This is a genomic window from Alteromonas sp. B31-7, assembly GCF_015767655.1.
Taxonomy (GTDB): Bacteria; Pseudomonadota; Gammaproteobacteria; order Enterobacterales; family Alteromonadaceae; genus Alteromonas; species Alteromonas australica.
Window position 1 is genome coordinate 4,123,928 of sequence record NZ_CP065233.1, and the last position, 15,745, is coordinate 4,139,672.

Annotated in this window: 14 protein-coding genes; 7 read left to right on the forward strand and 7 right to left on the reverse strand. The window is 46.8% G+C overall.

Features of this window, described 5'->3' with window-relative positions:
* The first annotated feature begins 3 nt into the window (after window positions 1-3).
* Together IUA53_RS18050 and hemL are read left to right on the forward strand one after the other, a co-directional pair.
* A complete protein-coding gene (locus IUA53_RS18050) occupies window positions 4-1,035 on the forward strand; it encodes an aspartate carbamoyltransferase (protein WP_196897512.1) in 1,032 nt (343 codons plus the stop codon).
* The gene (gene hemL / locus IUA53_RS18055; RefSeq protein ID WP_044055755.1) at window positions 1,022-2,302 is read left to right on the forward strand and encodes a glutamate-1-semialdehyde 2,1-aminomutase; all 1,281 of its coding nucleotides are present in this window, start codon (window positions 1,022-1,024) and stop codon (window positions 2,300-2,302) included. The genes IUA53_RS18050 and hemL overlap by 14 nt, the downstream gene beginning before the upstream one ends.
* 37 nt (window positions 2,303-2,339) lie before the next feature.
* Here hemL and IUA53_RS18060 read toward each other — a convergent pair whose 3' ends face one another.
* The 4 genes from IUA53_RS18060 to glnK all read right to left on the reverse strand — a co-directional run bounded on the left by IUA53_RS18060 (window position 2,340) and on the right by glnK (window position 6,878).
* Window positions 2,340-3,263, reverse strand: coding sequence for a Dyp-type peroxidase (locus IUA53_RS18060; RefSeq protein ID WP_044055754.1), 924 nt, complete (start codon window positions 3,261-3,263; stop codon window positions 2,340-2,342).
* 53 nt (window positions 3,264-3,316) lie between these two features.
* The gene (gene ggt, locus IUA53_RS18065) at window positions 3,317-5,011 is read right to left on the reverse strand and encodes a gamma-glutamyltransferase (protein ID WP_044055753.1); all 1,695 of its coding nucleotides are present in this window, start codon (window positions 5,009-5,011) and stop codon (window positions 3,317-3,319) included.
* A gap of 257 nt (window positions 5,012-5,268) precedes the next feature.
* Window positions 5,269-6,507 (reverse strand): ammonium transporter, encoded by a 1,239-nt coding sequence (locus tag IUA53_RS18070; RefSeq protein ID WP_044446038.1) that lies wholly within the window; start codon window positions 6,505-6,507, stop codon window positions 5,269-5,271.
* A 32-nt stretch (window positions 6,508-6,539) separates the two neighbouring features.
* Window positions 6,540-6,878, reverse strand: coding sequence for a P-II family nitrogen regulator (gene glnK / locus IUA53_RS18075; RefSeq protein WP_012516988.1), 339 nt, complete (start codon window positions 6,876-6,878; stop codon window positions 6,540-6,542).
* 262 nt (window positions 6,879-7,140) lie between these two features.
* Between glnK and IUA53_RS18080 the strand changes: the two genes are divergently transcribed.
* Entirely contained in the window at window positions 7,141-7,950 is an 810-nt protein-coding gene (locus IUA53_RS18080; protein WP_052806569.1) for a hypothetical protein, read from the forward strand.
* 49 nt (window positions 7,951-7,999) lie between these two features.
* On the opposite strand, the gene IUA53_RS18085 is transcribed toward IUA53_RS18080, so the two are convergent.
* Window positions 8,000-8,875: a DMT family transporter gene (locus IUA53_RS18085; protein WP_044446037.1), complete on the reverse strand. Its 876-nt coding sequence runs from the start codon at window positions 8,873-8,875 to the stop codon at window positions 8,000-8,002.
* A 109-nt stretch (window positions 8,876-8,984) separates the two neighbouring features.
* On the reverse strand, window positions 8,985-9,701 hold the full coding sequence (locus IUA53_RS18090) for an AraC family transcriptional regulator (RefSeq protein WP_044446036.1): 717 nt from the start codon (window positions 9,699-9,701) through the stop codon (window positions 8,985-8,987).
* Window positions 9,702-9,853: 152 nt separating this feature from the next.
* Between IUA53_RS18090 and IUA53_RS18095 the strand changes: the two genes are divergently transcribed.
* Window positions 9,854-10,768, forward strand: a complete 915-nt coding sequence (locus tag IUA53_RS18095; RefSeq protein ID WP_044055748.1) for a DUF808 domain-containing protein — start codon at window positions 9,854-9,856, stop codon at window positions 10,766-10,768.
* 414 nt (window positions 10,769-11,182) lie between these two features.
* The gene (locus tag IUA53_RS18100) at window positions 11,183-11,482 is read left to right on the forward strand and encodes a hypothetical protein (RefSeq protein WP_044446035.1); all 300 of its coding nucleotides are present in this window, start codon (window positions 11,183-11,185) and stop codon (window positions 11,480-11,482) included.
* Between the two features lie 207 nt (window positions 11,483-11,689).
* On the opposite strand, the gene mrcB is transcribed toward IUA53_RS18100, so the two are convergent.
* Window positions 11,690-14,011 (reverse strand): penicillin-binding protein 1B, encoded by a 2,322-nt coding sequence (gene mrcB, locus IUA53_RS18105; RefSeq protein ID WP_082052963.1) that lies wholly within the window; start codon window positions 14,009-14,011, stop codon window positions 11,690-11,692.
* A gap of 196 nt (window positions 14,012-14,207) precedes the next feature.
* Here mrcB and IUA53_RS18110 point away from each other — a divergent pair, with 196 nt between their 5' ends.
* Together IUA53_RS18110 and IUA53_RS18115 are read left to right on the forward strand one after the other, a co-directional pair.
* Window positions 14,208-14,411, forward strand: coding sequence for a hypothetical protein (locus IUA53_RS18110; RefSeq protein ID WP_044055745.1), 204 nt, complete (start codon window positions 14,208-14,210; stop codon window positions 14,409-14,411).
* Between the two features lie 74 nt (window positions 14,412-14,485).
* A complete protein-coding gene (locus IUA53_RS18115) occupies window positions 14,486-15,697 on the forward strand; it encodes a lytic murein transglycosylase (protein WP_044055744.1) in 1,212 nt (403 codons plus the stop codon).
* Window positions 15,698-15,745 lie beyond the last annotated feature (48 nt).

A 15,745-nucleotide genomic window follows, 5' to 3' on the forward strand; every position in this document is an offset into this window, starting at 1 on the left:
CCTATGTCAGACTTTACTGGTAACCATATTCTTTCGGTTAATCAATTCGATCGCGATGCTATTGAGAAAGTCTTCTCCGTCGCTCATTCCATGCAGCCTTACGCTAAACGTCAAAAACGCACCACCGTGCTAGAAGGCGCTATTTTAGGTAACTTATTTTTTGAACCTAGTACCCGTACCCGTGTAAGCTTTGGTACGGCTTTTAACTTATTGGGCGGGGAAGTACGTGAAACCACCGGCATGTCGAGTTCGGCATTAGCCAAAGGGGAATCACTTTACGATACAGCCCGAGTATTAAGCGGCTATTCTGACATTATTGCCATGCGTCACCCTGCCGCAGGTTCAGTGGCAGAGTTCGCCGAAGGCAGCCGTGTCCCCGTCATCAATGGCGGTGACGGAGCCAATGAGCACCCTACCCAAGCCCTGTTGGACTTATTCACTATAAAACGTGAACGGGAATACAATGGTGGTAGCATTGATGGCTTACATATCGCCATGATTGGAGATTTACGTTACGGGCGAACGGTACATTCACTGTCTCGCCTGTTGTGTTTGTTTATGGATATTCATTTTACCCTTATTTCACCTAAAGAGTTGGCTATGCCCCAACCCGTGATTGATGCTATTGACAATGCGGGACACCGACTCACCATTACAGACACATTGGAAGGGAACATGGATGCAGACATTTGCTACCAAACCCGTATTCAAGAAGAGCGCTTCCCGTCGCAAGAAGAAGCCAATAAATATCGCGGTAAGTTTCGTTTAAATCAGTCTATTTATACCCGTCACTTTCAATCAAAAACAGTGATCATGCATCCACTTCCTCGCGACTCGCGTATTGAAGCTAACGAACTCGATAACGATTTAAATTTAAACCCCAACCTTGCCATTTTCCGTCAAACCGATAACGGCGTGTTAGTTAGAATGGCGCTGTTTGCCCTTACGTTAGGGGTAGAAAACGTGGTCAGTAAACACGAACGTGAAGTGATTTGGTACAGCAATAAGAGTAAAGAATTAAATGCAAAAATCTGAAGCCCTTTTTTCTCGCGCGCAGCAAACTATCCCTGGCGGTGTTAACTCTCCTGTGCGTGCCTTTAAAGCCGTAGGTGGCACGCCGCGCTTTATTACTAAAGCTGACGGCCCGTACATTTGGGACGCCGACGGTAAACAATACATCGATTATGTTCAGTCGTGGGGCCCTATGGTCCTTGGCCACAACAATGAGAAAATACGCCAAGCGGTTATCGACGCCTCATACAATGGTCTTTCCTTCGGCGCGCCTACAGAAGCCGAAGTCATCATGGCTGAGAAAGTCAGTAAATTGGTGCCTTCTATGGAAATGGTACGTATGGTTAACTCTGGCACAGAAGCCACGATGTCAGCCATTCGGTTATCGAGAGGTTACACTGGGCGCAATAAAATTGTTAAATTTGAAGGCTGTTACCACGGCCACGCAGATTCTCTGTTAGTTAAAGCTGGGTCGGGCGCGCTGACATTAGGGGTGCCTAGCTCACCAGGTGTCCCTGAGAATGTAGCGGAGCATACCCTCACGGTAGAATTTAATAATCTTGATAGTGTCAAAGAAGTGTTTGCCGCTCACGGTGACGATATTGCCTGTATTATTGTAGAACCTGTTGCGGGAAACATGAATTGCATCCCGCCGGTTGACGGTTTTTTACAAGGCCTTAGAGACGTTTGTAACCACTATGGCAGCTTGCTGATATTTGATGAAGTGATGACTGGCTTTCGAGTGTCTCGGGGCGGCGCACAAGAGCGATATAGCATTACTCCCGACTTAACCTGCCTAGGCAAAGTGATTGGTGGCGGTATGCCTGTGGGCTGTTTCGGTGGTAAGCGAGATATTCTTACGCATATAGCCCCTACCGGCCCCGTTTATCAAGCAGGTACCTTGTCGGGTAACCCTGTCGCCATGGCAGCGGGTCTTGCTGCATTAACCCAAATTGAGCAAGATGATCTTTATGACAGCATATTCGACAACACGAAAGCTTTGGTTGAGGGGATGCAAGCGTTAGCTGATAAACACGGTATACCATTTACAACAAACGTGGCGGGCAGTATGTTTGGACTGTTTTTCACCGATGTAAAAAAGGTGACCAACTACCAGCAAGCTATTAACTGCGATACCGAACGTTTTAAAACGTTTTATCACGGAATGCTTAATGAGGGAGTATATTTAGCACCTGCGTCTTACGAGGCCGGCTTCGTGTCTAAACTTCACGATAAAGACATTATTGAAAAAACCTTACAAGCAGCAGATAAAGTATTTGCTACTTTGTAGGTCGCAGGCTGACGCATTGTTTGGGCGGCTTAGCCGCTCATTCAATGATTTTGGCTTGTTCGCGTATAAATTGAATAGAAGGCGCAAAAAACGCAGCGCCTGTTTCAGCACTCGTAAAATCTAGCCACCTGTCGTAATCGCCTTCCCCGTTGCCGTAAATTTGGCTATGAAGCATGGCCTTAAACGCCCTCGCGGTGGCCGAACACGAAACAAAAAACATCCCTTGAGACGCCATGTCCCCATAAGGCATGCCTTGCTTTATTAAACTAGGCTCACCACTTTCAGTGGTGGCGATGCTTGCGCGAATACTGTGGGATGATTCTGACTGTTCTGGGCTTACTAGGTTATGCTCTTGGGTTGTGCCCATCACCTGCTCTTTTTGCCGAGTGGACAAGGAATCCCAGCGTCTTAAATCATGACGATAGCGCTGAACGTGCAAATAACTGCCCCCCACAAAGTCAGGGTCGTTGTCACCAACAATAGCCACTTTCCTTCGCTTCATGCCTCTGGGGTTATCTGCACCATACAAGTAGCCATTAAGGTCTCGGCCATCTAAATAACGAAAACCACGCACTTGCTCCACAAGCTCCACGTGCAGCCGCAACAAGTTCATCACCTCAATGCCAATGGCATGGCATATATCTAGCCGGTCTGCGCGAATTTGTATGAACAGATCACAGGGCATGGTAGGCGCACTGCGGTCTTCGCTTTGCATGTCGGGAAACGGGGCAAGTTCAACGGGGATCAAGCCGGGGTATATTTCCATCCAATAACCCGTACCTATTGCCACAACCCCCGTTACCATAGCCTCGTAGTGCTCATTCTCAAAATGTTCGAATACATCAAGTACCCGTGACAGTTTGGCGCGTACGGCTTCACTATCATCATCGATAACATTCAGTAATAGATATTGCGCATGCAAATTAGGCTCTGCACATATGCCTTTTTGTGGTTGAGTCATGGGCGTACTTTATTGTTTTATTTCACCATGTCGTAGTCATTTGCAAGTGTGTATTAATACCCTGCGGCTTGTCCATCTTTTCGGCTCTCAGACGCACCAATATACACCTTTTTTTGTTTATCCCAAGCAATGGCTTGGTAGCCACCAAACACCCCAACTTCCCGTTGTAAAGTATGGCCACGCTTCATCAGTTCACGCTGCACCTCTTCGGAAAAACCTGACTCCAAGCTCACATAGCCACCATCCCTCATTAACGCGCCGGTAGGGCTGCTCGAACCGCTATGAAGAATACGGGGTGCATCGCCCGCTTCCTGTAAATTCATGCCAAAATCGAGCAAATTCACAATGATTTGTGCATGCATTTGGGGTTGAGTGCCACCGCCCATCACGCCAAAGCTTAGAATCGGTTCACCGTTACGGGTTACAAACGCAGGAATAATCGTGTGAAAAGGCCGTTTACCGGGTCGAAATTCATTAAAGTGGCCCTTTTCTAACGTAAATAACTCACCTCGGTTTTGAAGCACAAAGCCCAAACCCGGCGGTGTCATACCCGACCCCATTCCTCGGTAATTACTTTGGATAAGCGAGACCATGTTGCCCTCTTTGTCGGCCACAGTCAGGTAGACAGTATCGCCTTCATAGCGGCCAGCATCCACCCGCGTAGCCGCTTTCTCGTTGTCTATAAGGGCCTGACGCTCTCGGGCATAGTCCTTTGATATAAGCCAGTCCACGGGAATGGCGTTAAATTCAGGGTCGGCGTAAAACTTGGCTCTATCTTCAAATGCCAGTTTCTTTGCCTCAACAAAGGTGTGAATGTAGTCTGCCGAATCAAACCCCATGCCTTCAATATCATAACGTTCCAATATATTGAGTATTTGCAGTGCCGCTATGCCTTGCCCATTGGGTGGGAGCTCCCACACGTCGTAGCCACGATAATTTGCAGACACGGGCTCAACCCACTCTGACGTATGAGATGATAAATCTTGATACGAAAGGTATCCCCCTTGGCTTTTCATATATGCGTCAATAATTCTGGCGATATCCCCTTTGTAGAAGGCATCGCGGCCGCCAGTCGCAATTTTCTCATAGGTGACGGCGAGGCCGGGGTTTTTAAATATATCGCCCTTTTGAGGCAACTTACCATTAATCAAAAAGGTTTCAGCGAACCCTTCGTAGTGCCCAATGCGCTCTGCATTGACTTGCCAATAGTAAGCAATGAGTTCAGAAACAGGAAAACCATTTCGCGCGTACCGGATGGCAGGCGTGAGCAGGGTCGACATAGGTAACGTGCCAAATTTGTTGTGCAATTCAAACCAACCGTCCACCGCACCTGGCACAGAGACCGGCAAGGGGCCAAATTTGGGAATCTGTGTCAGTCCTTTTTCAGTAAATACGTCGGCGGTGAGTTGTCGAGGAGAGCGGCCTGATGCATTTAGCCCGTACAGCTTATTTTCTTCAGCATACCAAACCATAGCAAAGAGATCGCCGCCCACACCTGAACCCGTGGGCTCTACCAGGCCCAACATGGCGTTAGCAGCAATGGCCGCATCTATGGCATTGCCGCCTTGCTTCAAAATGTCCAACGCCACTTGGGTGGCGAGTGGCTGGCTGGTCGCCACCATACCATTTTGCGCAATCACCTCAGACCGACTTGCAAAGGGCTTTCCAGTAATTCTGTCGTAGCCATTTGCAAAATGACTGACAAACAGGAAGAACACACTCACAACTAAGCACACTCGAAACAACATTTTCTATTCCCTGTTATCAACCTCTTTCAGCGATTAAGAGGTAAAGATATTTTTATATTATGCGCAACGCACCAAGACTAACGTCAGAGTCCATACACACTAGGTGCTTTGCATCCTACACTAGCAAGTCGCCACGGTCTCTCCTAGTGTAGACTTATTTGGTCAAGGTGAAAAACGAAAAAAGCCCTGCAATTGCAGGGCTTAAACTTGGTGATGAAGGCATTATTATTGTATTTTAATTTGCCTCTCGGACTTTCTTACGAACGACCGCCAGTGAAATCAGGATAAGCTTCCAATCCACATTCACTCATATCTACGCCGTCGAATTCTTCTTCTTCGCTTACACGGATACCCATGATTGCTTTAAGCGCTAACCAAACAACCAAGCTGGTTACAAATACCCATACGAAGATGGTCACTGCACCTAAAAGCTGACCGGTAATGCTTGAACCAGGGTTAGTGAAAGGCACTAGGATTAGACCTAAAAGACCTACCACACCGTGAACAGAGATAGCGCCTACTGGATCATCAATCTTAAGCTTATCAAGGGTTACAATGCTTAGTACAACAAGGATACCACCTAGGCCACCGAATAAAGTTGCTTCAAGGGGGGTTGGTGTTGAAGGCTCAGCAGTAATAGCAACTAGACCTGCAAGTGCGCCGTTTAATGCCATTGTTAGGTCGGCTTTACCGAACATGATACGTGCGACGATAAGCGCTGCGATAGTACCGCCAGCTGCAGCTGCGTTTGTATTCATAAATACGATAGCCACTGAGTTTGCGCTTTCTACAGTAGCCGTAGCAAGTACAGAACCACCGTTGAAGCCAAACCAACCCATCCAAAGAATGAATGTACCTAGTGTAGCTAGAGGTAAGTTTGCACCGGGGATTGCGTTAACTTTACCGTCAGCAGTGTACTTACCTTTACGAGCACCAAGTACAAGTACGCCAGCCAATGCAGCCGCTGCGCCTGCCATGTGCACGATACCTGAACCCGCGAAGTCAGAGAAACCTTCGTCGCCAAGCGTGTACATGCCGAAGACCGCTTCGCCGCCCCATGTCCAAGCACCTTCCATTGGATAGATAAGGCCTGTCATTACCACTGCAAAAGCAAGGAATGCCCATAGCTTCATACGTTCAGCGACAGCACCTGATACAATTGACATTGCCGTTGCAACGAACACAACTTGGAAGAAGAAGTCAGCAGATGGCGCATAGGTTGCTGCGTCTTCAGCAACACCAGTCGCACCGTCGCCCATGATGCCGTCTAGGAAGATACCGCCGCCGTACATGATGTCATAACCGCAAATCATATACATTGTGCAAGCAATAGCAAAAAGTGACACGTTTTTAGTTAGAATTTCTGTGGTATTTTTCGCTCGAACCAAACCGGCTTCTAGCATTGCAAAACCTGCAGCCATCCACATGACTAGTGCACCGCAGATTAAGAAGTAAAAGGTATCTAGCGCATACCCAAGTTCAAAAGTGATTTCCATTATGGTTTTCTCCGCAAATATATCGTAGTGGCTTACAGCGCGTCGCTATCCGACTCACCAGTTCGAATACGAACAGCGTGTTCAAGGTCGTAAACAAACACCTTGCCGTCCCCAATCTTGCCTGTTTTGGCTGCGCCAACGATGGCTTCAACCAGGCGTTCTACTTGATCATCCTGAACTGCAATTTCCAGTTTAACCTTAGGTAGAAAATCCACCTGATATTCCGCCCCGCGGTAAAGTTCAGTGTGTCCTTTTTGACGTCCGAAACCTTTCACTTCGGTAACGGTTAACCCGTCAATTCCGATTTCTGAAATGGCTTCACGAACATCATCTAGCTTGAAAGGCTTGATGATAGCTGTGACTAGTTTCATGAGTTGCTCCCAGTATGTAATGGTTATATGGCACATAGTGTGTCTTATGGGATTGTTAAACCAAGAGATGTGCCACAAATTCTTATCTATAAAAAACAACCACTTAGGTAAAACGGTAAACAAAAACGCAACATTTAATGCACTATTTCTGTGCAACTGCATTGCGCTGCCCACAATTGGAGCAATATGAGGTAGATAAACTAATTAATACGATAAATATAGGACGGAACTTTTGTATGTATAGTGCGGTCTGTATCTGTTGATGACAGCGATAACCCATTTTATCCAAGATACACCGGCACATATTTACGTTCCTAAGCGCAAGCCTTGGGGACGCGCCCTTGTTGTGTCTGGCTTATTGCACGTGATGGTGGTGCTGGTGATAATATTGGCTCACCCGCATATCATTGAAACTCGAGAAACCGTTTTAAAACCAACAATAAAAGCCCAGCTATACTTCCCGTTAGTCAAGGCGCCCACAAAGGTGGAACCACCCGCTCCCACTATTGAAGATGCGCCGGAAATGCCGCCCGTAAGCGCGCGCCAGACACCAGTAACGCCAAACAAAACGGCAGACACGTTACCAGCCCACATCGAGGATGAAAGCGCACCAGCTTCACAAGAGAAGGCTGCTGAGCCACCGGAAACTTTGCCCCTAAATGAAGCAAAAAAGTCGGTATCTACTGATACAATGACACAAAATGCAGAGCAGCCCTCCAAACCCTCAGTAAGCGCCCAAAATCAACGAGCGGGCAAGTTAAACCTGTCACCTCGGGTGGGTGCACTTGATTATTTATCTAGTCAGCACGAACAAGCGATTGAAGAAGAAAGTCGTCGAGCAGCAAAAGAATTTAGAGAAAAAAAGAATAGCCCAGATATCGTGGACACGCGGAAAGGCAAAGAAGATAGAAGTTATCATGAACGCCCTAAAAAACGAATTAACTGCTCTTCAACGATGAATAAGTCCTTTGCTATGGTTGCGACGTGGACTGGGGGGACACTTGAATGTACCAATACCGGCGAACACGACAAGTTTATTGAAGCCCGTATCAATAAAGAGAAAGTTAACTAAGTGAATAGTGACACCCACCGCCCACCGTGACGCGCGCGTTCTTTTGACACTATATATTTCTCTTTAAAACAACAAATCGCATGAACAACGCAGGCAATGCATTACTCATTAGCGCCCCCACCAGAATAAAAGCAATAGCCAGGCCTACCGCGGCTGAAAGGGCGCTCATTCCAAAAACATACAGCGCAATACTGGAAATAACAGGCGTAGCAAAACTTAAGCTTGCTAACAAAGCCTTATTGCCAAATTTCAGCCCTGCATCCCACAAATAAAATGCCCCTCCCACGGGCCCTAAGCCAAGCATGATCGCACTTACCCATGCCTGGTAAGAAAATTGCCAGTGGTTTTCTTCAAGCAATAGGTGAGCAACAAGTGCTAACACCGCCACCGCACCAGAAATCCAGCCAATATCTTCGACATGGCTATTGGTGCTCGACATAAACCAAGAATATCCCGACCAAATAAACGCACATACCAGGGCAAGGCTGTAGCCTAAAACGAACTCACTTTTAAAGTTAACACCTTCACCGCCAGTGACTAAAATTCCGCAGCCGATAAAACCGAATATGCCGCCAGCAAAGGCGAAATAACGCTGATGGGCATTGGCCACAGCAACACCTAATAAAAGCGGCCATAAGTAACCAATAAGACTGGCCTCAATGGGCGGAGCAAACCGCAATGCCAAAAAGTAGCAAAAATGAAACCCGAATAACCCTCCTATGGCAACAGCCCACTGGCGTGGCGTTAAATGCGGCTTCCGCAAGACCGGCTCTTTTTTAACCAGCCGTTTGATAACCACCAAAGAGCACGAAACGGCAAAACAAACAAACAGTAGTTGGAATGGAGGAATGTCGGCTGAATAGACGCTTAGCACTGCAAGCAATCCCCACATCAAGATTGCAATTATTCCGCAAAATGTTGCCACTTACGCCTCCAACTGGGTTATTCATATGAAATATTCAAAATAAACAGTAAGTGATTTTACACGTACATTCTTTGCAGATTAGCCGAATTTCTTGTTTGGTTAGGCGTCGTTAAACCGACTTTCGATGGTAATACTTTGGCGGCTTCCCAAAATAATGGGTAAACCGGCGGGTGAACGCTGACACATCGTCATAACCCACTTGGGCTGCCACTTCAATAATAGGCGTATCGGTTTGGCTTAATAGTGCCCGCGCTTTTTCCATTCTCAGCTTTATCAAATAACGCCTAAGCCCCATCCCTGTAGCGTCAGTAAATTTCCCTTTAAACTGTGTCACGCCCATACAGGCCGCTTTTGCGAGGTCGTTAACCGTGTGTTTCGCCGCAATGTTTTGATGAACGCGACTTAAAATAGGTGTAATACGCCTATCTAGTTGCTTCCCCGTGGGCTGAGTGGCCAACAGTTGGGTGAATAAGGCGACCATGGAAGACTGCAGATCATCGCTGTAACTGTGGGTTAATTGCACCTCAATATAATTGAGTAACGACTGTAAAGGCGGGGTAATTCGAAATAACGGGCTTGGCGCGGTTTCTATGTTGTGAGGAACTTCAGTTAAATCTGCCACCACAAACCTTGCTGCTTGTTCTGCATTAAACTGATGTAGCATGTTAGGCCCAATGCAAATGCCCTCACCCACTCCCACATTGCCATTGAATTGCGCCACCTGAATGGCGATATGCCCGTTAAGGGGGAGCACTAATTGATAGAAATTGTGGGAATGCTGTTGCATCGCCTTGGTGTATGAGCGGACAGAGAGTGCAGCTAACATAGTTATCCTTCGTAGAGCCAATGACCAAGAGTAGTTACCGTAAATAGACTAGTTTGAATCATAATAACATCGCAAATATAGCAGGTTACCGTTGCCAATTGAGGTATTCGCAACGTATGCTGCATTTTTCAATTTAATAAGGACATACACAGGTGGCAGCTGCAAATTTACTCGCATTGCTTGATGATATCGCAACACTAATGGACGACATCGCCGTTATGTCTAAAGTCGCCGCCAAGAAAACTGCCGGCGTTTTAGGCGATGATCTTGCCCTTAATGCTAACCAAGTCAGTGGCGTGAAAGCGGATCGAGAGCTTCCGGTTGTATGGGCCGTCGCCAAAGGCTCTTTGCTCAATAAGGTTATTTTGGTGCCAGCCGCATTGTTGATCAGTGCGTTTGTGCCAGCGCTAATTACGGTGTTACTGATTATTGGTGGCCTTTACCTGTGTTTTGAAGGCGCAGAAAAGCTGCTTCATAAATACCTGCCTCATGAAGACGAAACCCACAGTAGAGAAGAAAGACTCGCAGCAATTAGCCACAGTGAAACCGATATGGTGGCGTTCGAAAAAGATAAGATAAAGGGCGCTATTCGCACCGATTTCATCTTGTCAGCCGAAATCATTGTCATCGCGTTAGGCAGTGTTAGTACCGCTAGCTTTACAACACAAGTTGGCGTGTTAGTCGCACTTAGCATTGCAATTACATTGGGCGTTTACGGTATTGTCGCCGCTATTGTGAAAATGGATGATGTGGGCTTGTATTTACTGAGAAAGTCGCTAACTGGCTCTATGAATACTACCCAGCGTTTCTTTGGTCGCGGTCTACTTATTGCGGCACCGTTATTGATGAAAACCCTAGCTATAGTGGGCACCATTGCCATGTTTTTAGTCGGTGGTGGAATCCTCACTCATAACATTGAGTTTGTGCATCATAGTGCAATAGTTGCCAGCAACTTAATTCCTCAGATTGAGCCTGTAGCAGCGATTATTGTTGATGGCATTGTCGGGTTCGTTGCAGGTAGTATTCTCACCGTTACGGTTACGCTAATCACTAAATTGAAACAGTAAGCGCACGAATACATAGCGAGGCGTAGCCAGCACCGCCTCGCTTTTTACTCAGTATTTTTACACCCTATGTTTGGCTTCTGACTCCCCTCAGGTGCTCCCACCAATTGCCCTCCAAAACCGCATTAGCGTTATTGACCACTTCAGTTGTGAATATCACCAACTTTTAGTAATCAACAAACACAGCATGGCAGGCACCTTGTTCCCCATAAAAATATAATTCAATAAAATCAAGAATTTACAAAAACAATCAAGAATGGCACGCCCCTCGCTATAGCTAAGGTACCAAGTACAAAAATAACGAATATCTTCATTATTCATGTTTAAACCATTTGTACTTAGACCACGACTTAACTAATAACTGCAATGCAGTACTGAAGATATGCAGTTTGTAGCGTTTAATTAAAGGAGCTAACTATGTTTACGAATTTCACAAACCGCACTGCTATTTCAATGACTGCATTAACCTTGCTAGCCACGAGCGCGTTCGGCGCGCAAGCCAATGAGCCAGAAAACGAGCTGGGCCGATACACAGACTACCTTGTAAGCTCGGCGGTCGCCCAAGTGAAGCAAGAAATATCGTTGGATATTACCCACGAGGTCCTCACGGCGAGCCATATTTTCGAGCCAACCATTGAAGAAGACAATTCATTAATGGCCGACATCACTATCACGCCAATGACGCAAGATAGTGTGACCAAAAAAGACGATGTTTGAGAGGCTACCATGTTAACGACAAGTGCTTTGTTCATGCTCGTATTAGGCCCCGTATTCGCCTTTGCCATTAGTGCGCTGATATTTTCTACCGCACGGTATGTTTTGAATCAGACTTAAACTTAGATGTAAGCCTACTCCCTGGGCGTTTTTCCAGCGAGGCACTAGAAAGCTCCCTACTAGGTGTTTTCTAGTGCTCAGCTGGCTTTTTTATTCTCCAAACCAACGTTCCCACCAGCTCTTTTTATCGCCTTTTTCCTGCTCTTGTTTACTGCGAACAGGTTTGCCCGCGCAATCTTGTTGCGGCGGAGGAAGCACATCAAGTATGGCTGGCACACTTAAGCTTCCCGCACAGCCTGCCACCACCACAGCGCCAGTCTTCGCATCAAAATGCGCAATGCCAAGCCCTTCCGGAAAACGCCTAGATAAGGATTTAGGCGCTTGGGATTTCATATAGTTAACGAACACAGGTAATGCACCTGATGCACCGGTTAATCCCACAGGTTGGTTGTCGTCATTCCCCACCCATACAGTCACCACATTGTTGCGATCGAACCCGCTAAACCAACTATCACGATAATCGTCAGTTGTGCCTGTTTTACCCGCCATATTTGTGGTGCCAAAGGTGGCGCCAACACGTTTCGCTGTACCCTGCGTGGTGACTTTATAGAGCGCGTAATTCAACAAATAAGTGGCAGCTTCATCGGTACGTTGTGAGAAGAATTCTGCCTTTTGCCATAATAAGCCATTGTCTGCCGTTACCACCGCTGACACTGTGTGCAGTGGGATGTAGCGCCCCCCATTTGATAAGGTTTGATACATTTGGTTAGTATTAAAAGGCGTAAGCTCAAAAGCGCCTAACGTGAGCGATGGCACTTGTTCAATAGCTGCCCCTACCCCTAACTTTTCTAGCGTATTCACTACCGCATCTAAACCCACCTGCATGCCTAAGTTAACAGTAGGGATATTGAGAGATTCCGTGAGTCCTTGTAGCAAAGACACTTGGCCTCTGAACGTTTTGTCATAGTTTTGTGGTGACCAGGTTTTCCCCCCTTTGCTTTCCAAGGTAATAGGTTCATCAGCTAAAGGCGTGGCCAAGTTAAACTCGGTAGGATCCTCGAGCGCGGTCAAATAGACCGCAGGTTTCACCAAGGAGCCTATGGGTCTTTTGGCGTCAAGTGCACGGTTAAAGCCTTTAAATGACACGTCTTTACCCCCCACAATCGCGCGGACTTCACCCTTTGCACTGTCAGTGACTATCATCGCGCCTTCTAATGGCACGGTTCGATTTTTTTGCAGCGCATTTAACGTGCTTGAAAGTGCTTTTTCTGCTCTGCGCTGCGCCACAATATCAAGGGTTGTAAAAACCTTTACCCCTGAATCACGTAAGCTCGGTTCGGCTAATATTTCATTTAATTCACGCCTTACCTGCTCCATGAATGCGGGGTGTTTACCGCTGGCTAAACTGGCACCCGATGCTAACCCTAAAGGCATAGATACATACCGTTCATACTGAGAGCGATCAATTTCGTTTTCGTCAAACAACATGCGTAAGACTAAATCTCTACGTTCTTTAACGCGCTCGGGGTAACGCCTTGGGTTGTAATAGGATGGGCCTTTGATCATAGCGACCAAGGTGGCAATCTCAGGTACACTTAATTCATTGGCGGGGCGGTCAAAATAGAAATAGCTGGCAAGGCCGAATCCGTGCACGGCCATATCGCCATTTTGCCCTAAAAACACTTCATTTAAGTAGGCTTCCAATATTTCCGATTTACTGTAACACGCATCAATAATTACCGCCATAATGGCTTCTTTTGCTTTGCGTACGATAGAGCGTTCGCGGGTTAAGAACATGTTCTTAACCAATTGTTGGGTAAGCGTACTTCCCCCCTGAACGGTTCGCCCTGCCGCTATATTTGCCATTAATGCACGAAGAATAGATAAGGGCGCTACCCCGTGGTGATTATAAAAATTTCTATCTTCAACTAGTGTCAGTGCCTTTGGTAGCATGTCAGGCGTGGTATCTATACTCACTAGCATGCGGTCTTCGTGGCTACCGCTCACCATGCGAGTCACAAGCCAAGGTTCTAATTTCACTGAGCCGAAAGCGCGTCCCTGACTAACATCTTGTATCTCTTTAATTCTGCCACCTTGCCAACTGATCACTAAATGTCGCTGTGGCTCAGCGCCTTCTGGGAAGTGAAACGCCCGTCGCTGAACGGTTAAAACACCATTTCGGTAACTGTATTCACCACTACTGTCTGCATCAGTCACCTTTCGATAACCGAGTAAAGATAGCTCATCGAGGACTTCTTGAACGGTGATTTCTTCCCCTTTGCTAAGTCGTAATGGGCGGGCAAAAATCTGCGCGGGCACTTCCCACTTGTTGCCCGAAAATTCGTGCTTTATTTGCGCATCAAGATAAAAGGCATAAGCACCTAGCACCACTAAACCAACGAAGAAAAGTCGCCAGAATAATTTAAATAAGAAAGAAGACTTCTTTTTGGGATTACTTTGCTTTTTTGCCACGGGAGACGCCACTTAGATGATGAGTATTGATTCTTGCAGTCACCAGCGCTTTTGCGCCAACGATGCACCTTTCGTTTGCGAACCCTATCACTGCTATAGACAAGCAACAACAAGAATAATTCTTCGCCCTTTGATAAATCGATAATGAGGATTATGCCGTAGCAAGAATAGCTTTATCAACAAATGGGGTAAGTTTATGTCTTCTCAATCCGTTCCACATAGTATTGCCAATATGGAAGGGCTACAGTCATCAATTGTTCGCGGCGAGGCTGACCGCGTGGTGGAATTGCTTGGTAGCCAAAAACTCGATGAACTGCAAAAAAGCTACTTGCTGGAACTTGCCGAACTCAATGGTAATGCCGAGGTCATAAAGGTTATTAAGCAAGCCCCAACCAAATAATAGGCTGACAATTTTACTCGCGTTAGCCAGTCAGTATGCGATAGCATGTAGTCGGACAATACAGGAATTATACTATGGGTTTTATGAGTAGAGGCACGCAGTGGGTTGCCGCTTTATCGTTGCTAAGTGCATGTCATGTATCAGCATCGGACACCTTTTCCGTATGTACGGCAGAATTGGCTGAACAAGCACTAGAACAGGGCGTGAGCCAAACCACCGTCGACGCTATCTTCCCCAAACTTGAGTATCAAGCCAGAGTCATTGAACTTGACCGTTCTCAACCTGAATTTGTGCAAACGTTTCCGGGCTATTTTAGTAAACGCGTCACCGATTGGCGCACCACTAAGGGCCAAGAGATGTTAGCAAAGCATGAAAAATTACTCGATGCACTAAATGATAAGTACGGAATTCCTCCCCATTATTTACTGGCCTTTTGGGGGCTAGAAACGAATTTTGGCGGATATAAAGGTAAAATGTCAGTGCTCGATTCGTTGGCAACCTTGGCCTGTGACCCACGCAGAAGCACCTACTTTACGCAGGAGCTTTTGGTGGCAGTTAAGCTATTAGAGCGCGAATCGTTAACCAAAGACGAAATGGTAGGTTCGTGGGCTGGCGCCATGGGGCATACCCAATTTATGCCTTCTGCCTACACCCATTATGCCGTTGATGGTGACAACGACGGGCAGATTAATCTGTGGAACAGTGAAGAAGACGCGTTAACCTCGGCGGCAAACTTTCTCAAAAGCTTGGGTTGGAAACCGGGTTTCCGCTGGGGCCGTGAAATTACATTACCAGAGGGCTTCAACTTTCAGCTCTCCGGCTATAAAAATCGGCGTAGCCTCAGTGAGTGGCATGAACTAGGTGTGACGAAAGCCGATGGCAGCCCCCTAGGTGAAGACGACACGACCGCCTATGTGATTGTACCGGCAGGGCACGCTGGCCCGGCGTTTATTGCCTATCCTAATTTTCGCGTGATCATGCGGTGGAATAATTCTGAGTTCTACGCTATTGCCGTGGGCGTATTGGCCGACAGAATTGCCGGCGCACCGGGCATTAAAGCCACCCTGCCAGATTTGCCCGCGTATAGCAGAACAGACATTATTGCCTTACAACGCAAATTAAACCAACTGGGTTACGATGTGGGTAAGCCTGATGGCATTATTGGCCCCGCCACTCGCGAAGGCATTCGCAATTATCAAATTGCCAATAAGATGATTGCTGATGGATTCCCTGGCTTAGATGTTATGGCTGCATTAAAGGTCACGCCAAGCCAAAACGCCAGTTAAACACATTAGTTTAAATACTTAGCCGCTAAGCCTGATTACTTGCACGCG